Raw genomic sequence first — 14,269 nt, 5'->3', positions numbered from 1 at the left:
TCCCAGGCGCTTTCGGGATGCCGGAAAAGCGTGAAATCAAGCGCCCAGGAAATGGCGGCGATAACGCGCAGGCAGGTCGTCAATGCGCATGAGCATGGGCAGGTCGGCCGTGTTGAAGTCGGGGTCCCAGGCGGGGGCGCCCAGGATCTTGGCGCCGCAGCGCAGGTAGCCCTTGATCAGCGCGGGCGGGTCCACCTGCAGGTGGCGGTCCAGCTCTTCAACCGGCAGGGGCAGGCGGGGGCGCACTTGCAGGTCGATCGGGGCCAGATGGGTCTGGCGCAGCTGCTCCCACAGGCTGGCGGCCACGTGGCCACCGTCGCGCATGCTGATGCTGGCGCAGCCGATCATGGTGTCCAGGTCGTTGCGGACCATGAACTCAGCCAGGGCGCCCCACAAGGCCATGATGGCGCCGCCGTTGCGGTGATCGGGGTGCACGCAGGAGCGGCCCAGTTCCACCATCTTGCTGCGCAGGGGGCGCAGGCGGGTCAGGTCGAACTCAGTTTCGCTGTAGAGGCCGCCTACGCGCTTGGCCGCGTCCGGCGTCATCACGCGGTAGGTGCCGATGACCTCGCCGGGCTCGCCGTTGCCTGTACTCAGGCGCACCAGCAGGTGCTCGCAATAGCTGTCGAACAGGTCGATGTCGTGGCCCTCGGGGCTGCCGGGGGGCACGCTCAGGCGGGCACCCATTTCGCCCGCGAAGATGTCGTACCTCAGGCGCTGCGCAGCGCGAACATCTTCTTCAGTGCGAGCCCAAACGACCTCCAGGGCTTGCCGTTGCCGGGTGCTGCTGGCTTGTTGAGGCTCAGAGCTTGGGTGAAGTGACCTCCGGGCGGCACGGGACTCGGCCGAAAGCGAGGACAGGTCTGCCATGGGCAGGGTGGGCAGGGGCAGGTCACGCATCGTCATCTCCAGTCGTTTCACTCCGTGGACATGAGTCCGCAGTGTTGGCTGGCGCGGTGACGCTGCCGTGAACTTGTCATGACAGTTGCATGACGCGTGGTCTGACCGGTTCGCATCATTTGATCCGCGTTAATCCTCATGACAAATCCTGAAACACGATTCATGCATGCGCTGCTAGGATCGGGTGTATGAGCATCCAGATTTTCGGTTTGCCAGTCTCCCGGGGTGTGGCCATTGGTCGCGCCGTGCTGGTGGCATCCAGCCGGGTGGACGTGCCCCACGTTTTCATCGATCAGTCCCTGATTGACGAGGAAGTGGCGCGCCTGTTCAAAGCGCGGGATGTGGTGGCCGACGAGTTCGACAACCTCAAGCGCGACCTGCCTGCCGATGCCCCGGCCGAGCTGGCCGCCCTGCTGGATGTGCACCAGATGCTGCTGCAGGACGAGGCCTTGATGGGGGCGGCTGCGGACTGGATCCGCCAGCGGCACTACAACGCCGAATGGGCGGTGTCGGCCCAGTTGGAAGTGCTGGCGCGCCAGTTCGACGAAATGGAAGACGCCTACATCCGCGAGCGCAAGGCCGACCTGGAGCAGGTGGTGGAGCGCTTGCTGCGCAGCCTGAGCCGCGGTGAGCCTTCGGCGGTGCCGGATGCCAGCCGGGCCAATGCCCAGGACTTTGGCGGCGACGAGCCGCTGGTGCTGGTGGCCAATGACATCGCGCCAGCCGACATGCTGTCGTTCAAGCGCAGCGTGTTCAAGGGTTTCGTGACCGATGTGGGCGGCAAGACCTCGCACACGGCCATCGTGGCCCGCAGCATGGACATCCCGGCCGTGGTGGGTGCCCGCCAGGCCAGCAACCTGATCCGCCAGGACGACTGCATCATCATCGACGGCGACGCCGGCCTGGTGATCGTCGACCCTTCCCCGATCGTGCTGGAGGAATACCGCTTCCGCCAGCGCCAGAGCGAGCTGGAGCGCAGCCGCCTGGCCCGTTTGCGCCATACGCCGGCCGTCACGCTTGATGGCGAGCGCGTGGAGCTGCTGGCCAACATCGAGATGCCGGAAGACGGCCCCGGGGCGCTGGAAGCTGGCTCGGTGGGCGTGGGCCTGTTCCGCAGCGAGTTCCTGTTCATGAACCGCGGCAGCGACCTGCCCGATGAAGAAGAGCAATACGGCGCCTATCGCCGCGCGGTGGAGGCCATGAAGGGCCTGCCTGTGGTGATCCGCACGGTGGACATCGGCGCCGACAAGCCGCTGGAAGGCATGTCAGCCAGTGAATTGCGTCACGAATCTGTGCTGAACCCGGCGCTGGGCCTGCGGGCCATCCGCTGGAGCCTGGCCGAGCCCAGCATGTTCCGCCGCCAGTTGCGTGCCCTGTACCGCGCCGCGGCACATGGGCCGGTCAAGATCATGATCCCGATGCTGGCCAGCCAGCGCGAGATCCACCAGACGCTGGACAACATCGCGCATGCCAAGCGCCAGTTGACCGAGTCCGGCAAGCCCTTTGGTGAGGTCGAGCTGGGCGCCATGATCGAGGTGCCGGCGGCCGCCTTGACCCTGCCTGTCTTCCTGCGCTACTTTGATTTCGTGTCGATCGGCACGAATGACCTGATCCAGTACACGCTGGCCATCGACCGGTCTGACGAGGCCGTGGCCCATCTGTATGACCCCTGGCATCCGGCCGTGCTGCAACTGATCCAGTCCACGATCACGCAGGCGCGCGCGGCGGGCAAGGGCGTGAGCGTGTGCGGCGAAATGGCCGGCGACCCGGCGTTCACCGAGCTGCTGCTGGCCATGGGCTTGCGCAGCTTCTCGATGCACCCGTCACAGATCGCCTCGGTCAAGCAGCGCGTGCTGCGCGCTGACACGCGCCGGCTGGCGCCGCTGGTGGCGGGGGTGCTGCAAAGCGAGGACCCTGAAGCCACGTGCATGGAGGCTTTCGCTCACTCCAGCACGGCGCATGCCGCGCCCCGCTTGATGTCTGCGGGCTGATCAGTCCGGCGCGTCAAAAACCCGCTTCACGCCGGATTACCGCGGCCGCATGGCGCAGGTAGCGCCACCCAGGCACCGACCATGCCCCCTGCACCACGACCTTGCCGCGCCAGGTGTGCTGTGACGCGGCGGGCTCGTCCTGCAAGACCTTGAAGCTGACCAGGTAAACCGGCCGCTCGGGGTAAAACTGGTTGTTCTTCTCGCGCACGAGCACGCCGCCGCCGAAGAGGTGCACCAACTCGGGTTCGTTCAAGGTGCGGCGTGCATCGGGTTCGATGCTGGCCAGCGACAGCCGCACAACGGGGCCGGCAGGGTCGTCCGCGTAGAAGTGAGCGACGTCACCCGCCTGGATGCGGGCAAGGTCGTCTTCATCGAAGTAGGCCATCACGGTCTGGCCTTGATCGGCCACCAGGCGCGCGACGGGTTCGTCGTGCCCCAGCCATTCGCCGGGCTGGAGCTCGGGCGGCACGTCGCGCAGTACGCCGGCAAAGGGCGCTTTGGGCGCGTAGCGCTGGGCATCGGCTTGCACAGCGGCCTGGTCTGCTTGGGCGGCGCTGGCTTGCGCTTGCAGCACTTGCCAGCGGGCGCGTTGCTCGTTGTCAAAGCCGCTGGCAGAGGATTGCCAGGCGAGTTGCTCGGCACGGGCGTCGGCTGCGCGCAGGCGGTTGGCGAGTTCGGGTGAACCCATGCGCATCAGCAAGGTGCCTGCTGGCACGTGCTGGCCTTCGCGCACCGGCATGTCGAGCAGTTGGGCGTGTGGCGGGGCGTAGATCACCAGTTGCTCGGCGGGGCGCAGAAGGGCACTGCCGGAGGGGCGCGTGGGCCATGGTGCGAACAGCAGCGCGAAGGCCGCGCCCAGCAGGCTCATGCTGAACCAGGTGCGCTTGTGTTGGCGCAAGCCAGGCCAGGCCATGCGCCAGACGCGCAGCTCTTGCCACAGCGGCTTGAGCACGAACCAGCCAATCTCAACTGCGAACAACATGATCCCCACGGCCTTGATGAAGAAGGCGTAGACCAGCACGGCAATGCCCAGGAACACACCCAGGCGGTAGGCCCAGGTGGCAAAGGCGAAACAGATCAGGCCCATGCGGCGCCGGGTGGGCAGGTATTCAGGCGGCGTGGCACCGAGTTTGAAGAGCCATTCGCGCAGGCGCCATCGGGCCAGTGCAAAGGCGCGGTCATGCAGATTGGGCATGCTCAGCCAGTCGGACAGCAGGAAGTAGCCATCGAAGCGCATGAAGGGGCTGGTGTTGATCAGCAAGGTGCTGGCCAGGGAGGTGGTGGCGAGCACGAAGGCCAGTGCTTTTGGGGTGCCTGCGGGCAGCAGGGCCCAGGCCAGGGTGGCCCAGGCGGCCACGGCCATTTCGGTGAGCACGCCCGCTGCGCACACGGCCACGCGTTGCCGTCGTTGTGTGAGCTTCCAGACTTCGTTGGTGTCCGTGTAGGCCACGGGCCAGAGCACCAGAAAGGCCACGCCCATGGTGGGTACCTTGCAGCCAAGCCGCTTGGCGGTGAAGGCATGGCCCAGCTCATGCAGCACCTTGACGATGGTGATGGCCACGCCATAGCTCAGCAGGCCGGACCAGCTCAGCGTGTCCACCAGGGTGGTGGTGAAGCTTGACCATTGGCGATAGACCTCCAGCAGACCCCAGCCCAGCGCGGCGCAGGTCAGGCAGGCGAACCAGGTCGTGAAGAGCCAGGCCAGCCTGGGTGCCCAGGCGGAGAGCCAGGCATCTGGGCGCACCAGGGGGATGCGGAAGAACAGGTAGTGGTGCAGCAACTGCTTGAACACGCTGCCCTGGCCTTGCTGGCGGGCCTGGGCCAGGCTGGCGGCTTCGCCCGGTGGCACTTGCAGCAACTGGTTGCGCTTGAAGAAGTCGAGCACCTGCAGCACGTCTTGCACGGCGAGTTGCAGGGGGGTGTGGCGGGTGATGTCACGTGCGATGCCGGCGGCCGAGCCCATGTGCCAGCGTCGAAGTACCTCGAAGGTGGGCCAGTCGAGCTGGAAGAACTGGTTGCGTACCGGGTCGTGCAGGGTGTGGCTGGGTTGCCCGTCGGCCAGTACGGGGCCGGGGAGCAGGGCCAGTTCCTCGCGCAATGAAGGCCAGGTTTGCATGTGCGTCACCACCCCAGGGTCTGGCGCACGGTGGCCAGTGGGCGGCGTAGCACCCAGTAGATCAGTGGCACGGACTCACCGCTGAGCTTGGCTGTGCCCTTCAGGCCGATGCGTTGGGCCTTGCCTGTGTCGGCAGCGGCGGGTTGCTGGAGTCGGGCGCGCACGCGGTAGGCGTATTGGCCGTCCGGGCGCAAGGTCGCGTCGTGGGCGATGTAGCGCAACTCGGCCTTCACTGGGTGCAAGGGCGATGCAGCCAGGAACAACTCCACCTGGGCGTGTTCGGCGAGCGGGATGGCGTCACCCATGGGCAGCCAGGCCTCCACCTCGATGTCATCGGGCGCGGCGATGCGCAGCACGCGTTCACCAGTTTGCACGGGCTTGCCTATCCATTCGGTGGGGTCGTCGAACAGCGCGATGCCATCTTGGGGCGCGCTCACGCTGGCGCGCTGCAACTGGTCTTGCAGGTAGCTGGCCTCTGCCTGTTTTTCTTCGATGCGGCCGAGCAGCCCGGCCAGTTGCGCTTTTGATCTTGCGTCGGAGACGGCTTGTTGCGCGAATTGACGGTATTCGGCTTGGGCCGTGGCCAGGGTCTGTGTGGCCACGTCACGGTGGGCGGCCAGGGCAACTTGATCGAAGCTGAACAAGGGCTGACCGGCCTTGACCCGTTGATTGGGTTGCACATGGAATTGGGTCACCACACCGTCCAGTGGGGCGCGGACCACGGCCGGGTTCACGGGCACGAGTTCCCCGGGGGCCAGCACGGAGAGTTTCACGGGGATGACGCACACCGCTGCAGCGATGGCCGCGATCAGCGTGCGTCGCTGCCAAAGCGGCTTTGCTGGCGTACCTGGCGATGCGACGGGCCAGCGAGCCAGCCATCCGGTCTGGCCGGCTTCGAGGGCTTGCCAGGCGTGCAGCCAGATGTCAGTCCATTCGGTCAGGGCCGGGAGGATGTTGTCGGGCCAGGGGGTGTCGGCGGCGAGCAGCAGGCCACCTGCCGCTGGCCCCTGACCGGATACGCCTTGATCGGGGGCATGCAGGGGTAACCACAAGCCATGGGGCGGCAGCCACTCCGCCCATTCGCTCGCCAGCTCCGAAGGCAGCTCGACGGCCGAGATGGCGCTGGCCTCACTCAGCGTGGCATGCAAATGCTTGCACAGGCGCGCTAGCCACAGGGCATAGGGCGCGTTGGCCTCCACGTCGACCACGCCGGAAAGCGCCTGGATGCGGCTTTCACGCATCCACAAGGCGGCTTGTCGGTAGGGCCACAGCGCGTGCGTGTCGTTGACGGCGATGAAGGCCAACTCGTCGGTGCCGCGTGCCAAGCGGGCCTTGCGGGCCAACTCCAGCAGGGTCAGGAGCGGGTCGACCGGCTGGACGGCCGAGTGTTGCAGCATGGCGCTCATCAGCTTACTCGCTCAGGCGTGGTGGGTGTCTTGGCCAGGTGTCGTACGGGCTTGCTCGCCTGGCGCAACTGTTCGCTCAGGCTTGCTCGCCCGCTGTGCCCGTCAGGCGCATCGAGCAGGGTCTGGCCGGGGCGGTTCGCCTTGATCCGGACCTTGAACACCGATGAGACCTCATGGCCTTGGGCGTCGCGTGCGACGACCTTGATGGCCAATTCACCATTGACACCCGGTGGCGCCTGCATGACGAACTGGCCGGTGCGCGCGTTGAAGCTGATCCAGTTGGGCAGCGGCCGGCCGTTGGCTTGCTGCGCACTCAGCTGGATGACGGCGTTCGGGTCGGTTGAGGCAAAGGCATCGGCCGGGACCGTGATGGTGGTGCGGCCCGCGCCGTCCACGGCTTGATCGCTCATGCCGCGCATCAAGACCAGACCCGCGTCAGCCTGGGTACCGGCCCTGTCGACCACGATCACCTGGAAGTGCCCCTCGCCCCCTTGGGTGAGCGTGGGCGTGGCAGTCAGAGGGCTGGTCGATGGGGTGCCGATGTCGGTGCTGCGGGGGGCTGGCGGGTTCACGGGGCGTGTGTTGCCCAGTACGGTGCCAGGCCCGGAGTCCAGGCTGTTGGCGCTCAGCAAGGTTTGTGTGCCGGGTGAAAGGAAGGTCGGCGCTGGTGACGGGGGAGGGGAAGGGGCTTGTTCCGGCGGCAGAGGGACGATCGGCGTGCTCACCGGAAGGGGCGATGGCGTTGGCGTGGGGTTGGGTGGAGGCGCCAGGGACAGTGAACCGGCATTGCTGCCCGTGTTGCCGGCGATGTCCGTGATGGCTGTGCTGACCGTGTAGGACTGGCCAATCTGTAGCGCGAGCGTGCCGCTGGTTGGGGTGGCGGTGGCGAGGTCGAGGCTCCAGACGCCGTTTGATGGTGTGACGTCGTAGGTGGCGCCGCCCACGGTGACGGTCATGGTGTCGCCGCCGGCCAACGTGGCCGTGCCGGTCAGCGTGGGTGTGGTGCTGGTGGTGCTCAGGGCCGTGACTGTGGCCGGCGTGGGGGCCACGTTGTCGAACACGTAGGCCTGGCTGCTGATGGGGCCATCGTTGCCCGCGTTGTCTTGAACCTTGAGCCGCAGGGTACTGGATGCCGTGAGGGTGACGCCATCCCACGTGAGTGTGGTGCCGCTGACCTTGCTGGTGATGTTGCTCCAGGTCGCACCGTTGTCGAGCGAGCCGTAGACAGCATCGCCTGCGCCCAGGCCGGCGCTGAGCGTGGCGCCCACGGTTTGCGCGGCGGTCTTGGTGATGAAGTCGGTGCTGCTGGTGCCGGTGTCGGCCGAAAGGGTGATGCCGCTGAAGGTGATGGTGGGTGCCGAGGTGTCAAGCACATAGGCCTGGCTGGTAACCGAGCCGTCGTTACCGGCGCTGTCGGTGACCTTGAGCTTGAGCGTGTTGCTGGCAGAAAGTGTCACGCCGTTCCATGTCAGCGTGGTGCCACTGACATGGCTGGTGATGTTCGTCCAGGTGGCACCGTTGTCCAGCGAGCCGTACACGATGTCGCCCGCGCCCAGGCTGGCGCTCAGCGTGCCACTGATGGTTTGTGCTGCCGTGTTCGTGATGAAGTCGGTGGCGCTGTTGCCCGCGTCCGCCGAGAGTCCAAGATTGCTGAAGGTGATCGTGGGCGCGGTGGTGTCGAGCACATAGGCCTGGCTGGTGGCGGCGCCATCGTTGCCCACGCTGTCAGTGACTTTGAGCTTGAGTGTGTCGCTGCCCGCGAGGGTGACGCCGCTCCAGCTCAAGGTGGTGCCAGAAACCTGGTTGGTGATGTCGCTCCAGGTGGCGCCGTTGTCGAGCGAGCCATAGACGACGTCACCCGCGCCCAGGCCGGCGCTGAGCATGGCGCTGACGGTTTGCGAGGCGGTCCTGGTGATGAAGTCGGTGCTGCTGGTGCCGGTGTCGGCTGAGAGCGTGAGGCCGCTGAACGTGATGGTGGGTGCCGTGGTGTCGATGACGATGGCCTTGTTGGCGCCCAGCGAGTTTGCGGCGCCTGGCGTGGCCAGCGTGAGGGCGGCGCTCTGGTGCGAGCCGTTGACGTCGGTGATGGTGCCGCCTTGGAGGGTGAGGGCGCCCGTGCTGGCGTAATCGAGGTCGGCGGTGTTCTCGCCATTGCCCACGGTGTAGCTGAACACCAGCGTGTTGCTGCCTGAGCCGCTGGTATAGGTGGCCACGCCGCCATCATTGAGCACGAGGGTGGGCATGCCACCCGTGGTGTTGACGGTCACAGCCTTGCTGAAGGTCACGGTGATGTCGACGGTGTCGCCGGCCTTGTAGCCGCCATTGGCCGTGGAGGCACTGACGCTGGTCACATCGGGTGCGATCGCATCCACCAGCACGGCGGCGGTGCTGCCCACGCTGTTGAGCGTGGTGGTCAGGCTGTTGCCTGCGGCGTCCAGCATCGTGCCGCCATTGAGTTGCAGCGAGCCACTCATGGCAATGCCATCGCTGTCTTGCTGGCCGCTCAGTATCGTCGTGCGGAAGGTGAGCGCGTCGGTGCCCGAGCCCGAGAGGTAGCTGGCGTAAACGGTGGTGCTGCCGATCGTCAAGGCGATGCGAGGTGTGCCGCCTGTGGCGTCCACCGTGACGGCCTCGCTGAGGTTCACGGTGAAGTCGAGGTTTTGACCATCGTAGTAGGTGGCGTTGGCCGGTACCGCCACCGAGTTGACGACAGGAGCGGTGGTGTCGACCAGCACGTTGGTGGTCGAGCCCACGCTGTTGAGCGTCAGTGTCATGGCGTTGCCGGCGGTGTCGGTGAGCGTGCCGCCATTGGTTTGCAGTGCGCCCACGGCCATGCCGTCGCTATCGGTGTCGCCTGCCTGTACGGTGTAGGTGAAGACCAGCGCCGAGGTGCCCGACCCGGAGGCATAGCTGGCATACACCGTGGTGTTGCCCAGCGTGAGCGAGAGTCGGGGCGTACCGCCAGAGGTGTCGACCAACACAGCCTCATCGGTGTTGACCGTGAAGCTCAAGGTGTTGCCCGCTTTGTAGGCCCCATTGGCAGGCACGGCAACCGAGGTCACGGCGGGCCCGCTGGTGTCGATGGTGGCGCTCAGGCCTGACGAAGCCGACGACACATTGCCTGCCGCATCGGTGGTCTTGGCCGTGACCGTGTGCGAGCCCGCGCTCAGCGCCGATGAGGTGACGGACCAGTTGCCCCCGGTGGCGGTGGCCGTGCCGAGCACGGTGCTGCCATCCGTGTCATACAGCGTGACAGTGCTGCCTGACTCGGCCGTGCCGGTGAAGGTGGGGGTGGTGTTGGCGGTGATGTTGTCGCTGCTGGAGGTGCCGCTGTCTGTGCCCGTTGTCATGTCGGGTGTAGAGGGCGCATTGGGGGCGGTGTGATCGAGTGTGTAGGTCGACCCCGAGGTGTAGCCAGAGAGAATGGCCACGCTGCCGCCGTTCTGGATGCCCGTGCCGCTGCTGTTGAGGTCCAGCCGCAAGGTGCCGTCGCCGCTCAGTGTGTTGACCGTCACCGTATAGGTGGTGCCGCTGCCCGTGACGCTGGCCACGCTGCCTGAGGCCGTGCCGGTGGCGGTGAGGCTGAAGTCGCTGGTATCGACGCCAGTGACGGCCTGATCGAATGTGACGGTGTAGCTGACCGATGTGCCTGAGGCTGCGACCGTGGCCGCAGCCCCGCCGGTGCGCACGATGCTGCTGACACCGGGTGCATCGACCACCGTGAAGGTGAAGGCTTGATAAGCCGCGTTGCCCGCAGCATCCGTGGCCGCGACATAGATCTTGTAGGTGCCGGCCGTGAGAGATGCACCGCCCACCTTCAGCGAAGTGCCGGTGATGGTGAAGCTGCCGTTGTCGGCATCATTGGTGCCGTTGCCCACGGACAGGCTGTAGGTGATGGCGTGCGTGTCCGTGGCCGACAAGGTTGCGATGGTGGCAGTAGACGTGGCGCTGCTGGTGGTGACGGTGGTGGTGTTGAGCGCGGTACTGGTGGGGGCCGAGGTGTCGATGGCGACGCTCAGGCCCGACGAGGCCGATGAGACATTGCCTGCCGCGTCAGTGGCCTTGGCCGTGACGGTGTGAGAACCTTCGCTCAATGCGGATGAGCTGATCGACCAGTTGCCCCCGGTGGCGGTGGCCGTGCCCAGCACCGTGCTGCCATCGGTGTCGTAGAGCGTGACGGTGCTGCCCGCTTCGGCCGTGCCAGTGAACGTGGGTGTGGTGTTGCTGGTGAGGTCGTCGCTGTTGGATGTGCCGGAGTCGGTGCCAGCTGTCATGTTCGGCGTTGAGGTTGCCGCAGGCGCGCTGGTGTCAAGTGTGTAGGCCTGTGAAGAGGCCGTGCCTGTGTTGCCGGCGGCGTCTTGCAGGCGAACGCGCAGCGTGTTGCTGGCGCTCAAGGTCTGGCCGGAGAGCGACCAGGTGTTCTGGCCCACGGCGGCCGAGGCGTTGGCCCAGGTGCTGCCGTTATCCAGCGAGACCTGTACCGTTTCACCCGTCTGCAAATTGGCGGACAGCGTGCCCGAGATGGTTTGCGCGGCGGTGCTGGTGATGAAGTCGGTGCTGCTGCTGCCCGTGTCGTTCGAAAAGCTGGCCGTGCTGACGGTCGTGGTGGGTGCGACGTTGTCGACCGTGGCGTTGGTGGTGTCGGCGGTGGTGGTGGTGTTGCCCGCGTTGTCTGTCGCGGTCACGCTCACATTGCGGTTGCTGGTGTTGTTGATCGCGCCCGCCACGATGGTGTAGGTGGCTGTCCAGGTGCCGCTGGAGTTGGACGCGGACACGGCCGAGCCACCGCCAAACGCGCTGAAGTCCACCGTCGCGCCGCTGATGGTGTCGGCATTGTTGTCGCCGCCGGCGGTGTTGTTCCAGGTGGCGGTGACGGTGTCACCAATCTTGTAGACGCCGCCATTGCCGCTGGCACCACTGATGCTGATCCTGGCATCGGTGATCGTGGGCGCGATGCTGTCCACCGTGGCGTTGGTGGTGTCGGCGGTTGTGGTGGTGTTGCCGGCGTTGTCGGTGGCGGTGACCGACACATTGCGGCTGGTGGCGTCAATGGCCCCGGAGGTGATGGTGTAGGTGGCCGTCCAGGTGCCGCTTGAGTTGGATGCGGAGACCGCCGAGCCTCCGCCGAACGCGCTGAAGTCCACCGTGGCGCTGCTGATGGTGTCGGCGTTGTTGTCGCCCGTGGCCACAGTGTTGTTCCAGGTGGCGGTGACGGTGTCGCCGATCTTGAAGGCGCCGCCTGGGCCGCTGGCGCCACTGATGCTGACCTTGGCGTCGGTCACGGTGGGCGCGATGCTGTCCACCGTGGCGTTGGTGGTGTCGGCTGTGGTGGTGGTGCCGCCACTGTTGGATGCGCTGACCGACACGTTGCGGTTGCTCGCGTCGACGCTGCCCGCGGCGATGAGGTAGGAGGCCGTCCAGGTACCGCCGGAGTTCGTGGCCGTGACCGCCGAGCCGCCGCCGAACTGGCTGAAGTCCATCGTTACGCCGGTGATGCCGGACTGATTTTGTCCACCGGCGGTGTTGTTCCAGCTTGCGGTGACGGTGTCGCCAATTTTGTAGGCGCCGCCGCTACCACTGCCCGAGCTGGTGATGCTGATGTAGCCATCGCTGACCGTAGGTGGTGGCACGTAGAGCTTGACGTCGGTGATGTCGAAGTCGTTGAAGTCTGCGAAGTTTGTGGACGTGAGCACGACTTGTTTGACGTCGTTGATGGCCGTACTGAAACTCGTCAGCGTCGACAGGCTGCTTGTGCTCACGCTGCTGCTGAAGGACGTGGTTGAGTTGTTGCCATAAGTCAGGGCGATGGAGACGCTCCCCGTGGCAGCGCCTGCCTTGAAGGACGAGAGATCGAAGGTATAGCCATTGGGGGCGGCGATGGTCAGCTTGACGTCGTTGCCGCCGGCGGTGCCTTCGTAGGCATACACGGCTTCAACGCCGTTGTAAGTGGTGTCGATACCCAGCCCGCCAATGCCAACGCCCCCCGAGAACGTGAAGGTCTGCCCGCCCGATGTGCGTGTGACCGAGGTGGTCGTATAGCCCATGTCCGGGTCGGCGCTGGAGAAGGAGGTCACCGCCAGCACTTGCGCATAGCTGTCGATCGACAAGGCGCGTGCATCGATCGTGCCGGTTTGGGCTTCAAGCGCCCAGTCGCCGCCTAGCCGGGCCGCGCCAGTGGCGTCGGTCGACGCGGCGACGTCGGTGCCTGTGGCCTCGGCCAGGGTGGTGATCAGGCGTTGGCCTTCGATGCCTGCACCCACATCGCAACCATAAAAGAGAATGTCGCCGCCCGTGTGCATGGCCTGGCCAATGATCGCCAGCTCGCCTTTCACCGCGTCGCTGGCCAAAGTGGTGGCATCCAGATCTGTTTTGCCCAGCAGCACGCGCCCCTGCACGCCGTGCGAGAGGATGTGCAGCGCGTCATAACCCGTTTGCACGCTGGCCCACTTCGCGATCTGTGCGAGCCCGTCTTGCGTGCCATTGAACTCGATGATGGCCTTGCCCGCGTCGATGCCTTGCTCCAGCACCTTGTAGTCCGTCAGCGTGGTGTCCACCAGCACGGCTTCTTTGCGCGTCACATCGCGGGAGGGTGCGGCAGCGCGCACCTCCACGGCTGAGGGGGCGTCTACCAAGGCCTTGAGCGCGGCGGCCTCGGAGGCGGCTTGCGCGGCGGCATGGCTCGCGTCGGCCACGGCGGCACCATCGAACATGAATCGCTGCTCCAGTGCGCGGGGCTGCAAGGCGCTTCGCAGCATCTTCTGGCTGCCTGGCCGGGGCGCATCCGCATGCGTCAGGTCATGCTGGCTGAGTGGGTGAACCGTGGGCCGAGGCGTGAACTTGGTGCGCATGGGGATTCCTTCGAATGCCTGTGAGGCTCAGGGGGCAGAGGGGAAGCGGCTCAGGTGCTCGGCCACTTTCTTGTCCAGATCGGCTTGCCAGGTCGCGGGCATGACGGCCAGTGCCTGCGCCTTGACCTCATTGGCGCGTTCACGCCGGGTGGCATTGGGCTCGCGCACGCTGGCGGCGGCCGACCAGAGGTAGACCTTGGCCAGATCACCCGGCGCCAGGGCCCCCGTGTCAGCTTGCGGGCTGGCGTTGCCGTACATCACGGCGGTGGGCAGGTAGGCTGGCAGGTAGCCCGCGCTGGCGGCGGTCTCCAGCCAATAGCGTGCGGCTTGGGCATCGGGCTCACCACCTTCTGCCTGGGCCAGCATCACGCCCAGCCGGTACTGCGCCTCCGGTATCTGGCGTTTGGCCGCTTCCAGGTACCACTGCCGCGCAACCATCGGGTTGGCGGGCACGTCGGTATCCTGGTCGAGGTAGCGCGCTAGCCTCAGCATGGCAGGCGCCGAGTCAGACTGGGCCGCACGCGCGCACAAGGCGAGGCCTTCGTTCACATCGCGGGGCGCACCCTGACCTCGAATCAGCAGCTCCGCCGCGCTGCACAGCGAGAGCCAGTGGCCGTCCTCACCGGCGCGGCGGTACCACTGCAGGGCCTGGGCTGCATCCGCCTTGCCAGTCAGGCCTTGGGCCAGGCAATCTCCCCACAGGTGCTCGGCATAGGGGACATGGCCCATGGCCGCCTTTTCGAACCAGTGGCAGGCGGTGGTCTGATCAACCGGGCGGCCCCAGCCTTGCTGGTAGAACTGGCCGATCACGAACTGGGCGAGCGGGTTGTGTGGGGCCTGACGCTGGTAGAGCCGCCAGGCCTTGTCGAACTGGCCGGCCGCCAAGGCGGCTTGTGCCGAGGCCAGGGTTTGATCCAGTGACGCGGGCCGGCCTTGGGCCCACGCTGGCGCCGCCGCCATCGCGCTCAGCAGCACCATGCAGGCCATGCGCCAGCTTGTCATGATCGG

6 protein-coding genes are annotated in these 14,269 nt (G+C 66.3%); 1 reads left to right on the top strand and 5 read right to left on the bottom strand.

Annotated features, from left to right (window positions below; translation table 11 throughout):
* Window positions 1-36: 36 nt before the first annotated feature.
* A complete protein-coding gene (locus tag HY019_RS12630; RefSeq protein WP_290692597.1) occupies window positions 37-900 on the bottom strand; it encodes a GNAT family N-acyltransferase in 864 nt (287 codons plus the stop codon).
* Window positions 901-1,088: 188 nt separating this feature from the next.
* Here HY019_RS12630 and ptsP point away from each other — a divergent pair, with 188 nt between their 5' ends.
* On the top strand, window positions 1,089-2,891 hold the full coding sequence (gene ptsP, locus HY019_RS12625; RefSeq protein WP_290692595.1) for a phosphoenolpyruvate--protein phosphotransferase: 1,803 nt from the start codon (window positions 1,089-1,091) through the stop codon (window positions 2,889-2,891).
* Between the two features lie 13 nt (window positions 2,892-2,904).
* Here ptsP and HY019_RS12620 read toward each other — a convergent pair whose 3' ends face one another.
* Genes HY019_RS12620 through HY019_RS12605 form a run of 4 tightly spaced genes read right to left on the bottom strand, consistent with a single transcriptional unit; the run spans window position 2,905 to window position 14,263 of the window.
* On the bottom strand, window positions 2,905-5,007 hold the full coding sequence (locus HY019_RS12620; RefSeq protein ID WP_290692593.1) for an HlyD family efflux transporter periplasmic adaptor subunit: 2,103 nt from the start codon (window positions 5,005-5,007) through the stop codon (window positions 2,905-2,907).
* A 5-nt stretch (window positions 5,008-5,012) separates the two neighbouring features.
* Window positions 5,013-6,413, bottom strand: a complete 1,401-nt coding sequence (locus HY019_RS12615; protein ID WP_290692591.1) for an HlyD family efflux transporter periplasmic adaptor subunit — start codon at window positions 6,411-6,413, stop codon at window positions 5,013-5,015.
* Window positions 6,413-13,261, bottom strand: a complete 6,849-nt coding sequence (locus HY019_RS12610) for an Ig-like domain-containing protein (RefSeq protein WP_290692589.1) — start codon at window positions 13,259-13,261, stop codon at window positions 6,413-6,415. Before HY019_RS12610 ends, HY019_RS12615 begins: the two co-directional genes overlap by 1 nt.
* A 27-nt stretch (window positions 13,262-13,288) precedes the next feature.
* A complete protein-coding gene (locus tag HY019_RS12605; RefSeq protein WP_290692587.1) occupies window positions 13,289-14,263 on the bottom strand; it encodes a tetratricopeptide repeat protein in 975 nt (324 codons plus the stop codon).
* Window positions 14,264-14,269: the final 6 nt, after the last annotated feature.

This window comes from Aquabacterium sp., from assembly GCF_016195855.1.
Taxonomy (GTDB): Bacteria; Pseudomonadota; Gammaproteobacteria; order Burkholderiales; family Burkholderiaceae_C; genus Aquabacterium.
The sequence above is the reverse complement of the archived record's forward strand: the minus strand, read 5'-3'. Positions and strand labels throughout refer to the sequence as shown.

Excerpts from the sequence above, each read along its gene's own strand:
- ptsP (WP_290692595.1), top strand. The coding sequence starts at position 1,089 with ATGAGCATCCAGATTTTCGGTTTGCCAGTCTCCCGGGGTGTGGCCATT.
- HY019_RS12630 (WP_290692597.1), bottom strand. The coding sequence starts at position 900 with ATGCGTGACCTGCCCCTGCCCACCCTGCCCATGGCAGACCTGTCCTCG.
- HY019_RS12610 (WP_290692589.1), bottom strand. The coding sequence starts at position 13,261 with ATGCGCACCAAGTTCACGCCTCGGCCCACGGTTCACCCACTCAGCCAG.
- HY019_RS12605 (WP_290692587.1), bottom strand. The coding sequence starts at position 14,263 with ATGACAAGCTGGCGCATGGCCTGCATGGTGCTGCTGAGCGCGATGGCG.
- HY019_RS12615 (WP_290692591.1), bottom strand. The coding sequence starts at position 6,413 with ATGAGCGCCATGCTGCAACACTCGGCCGTCCAGCCGGTCGACCCGCTC.
- HY019_RS12620 (WP_290692593.1), bottom strand. The coding sequence starts at position 5,007 with ATGCAAACCTGGCCTTCATTGCGCGAGGAACTGGCCCTGCTCCCCGGC.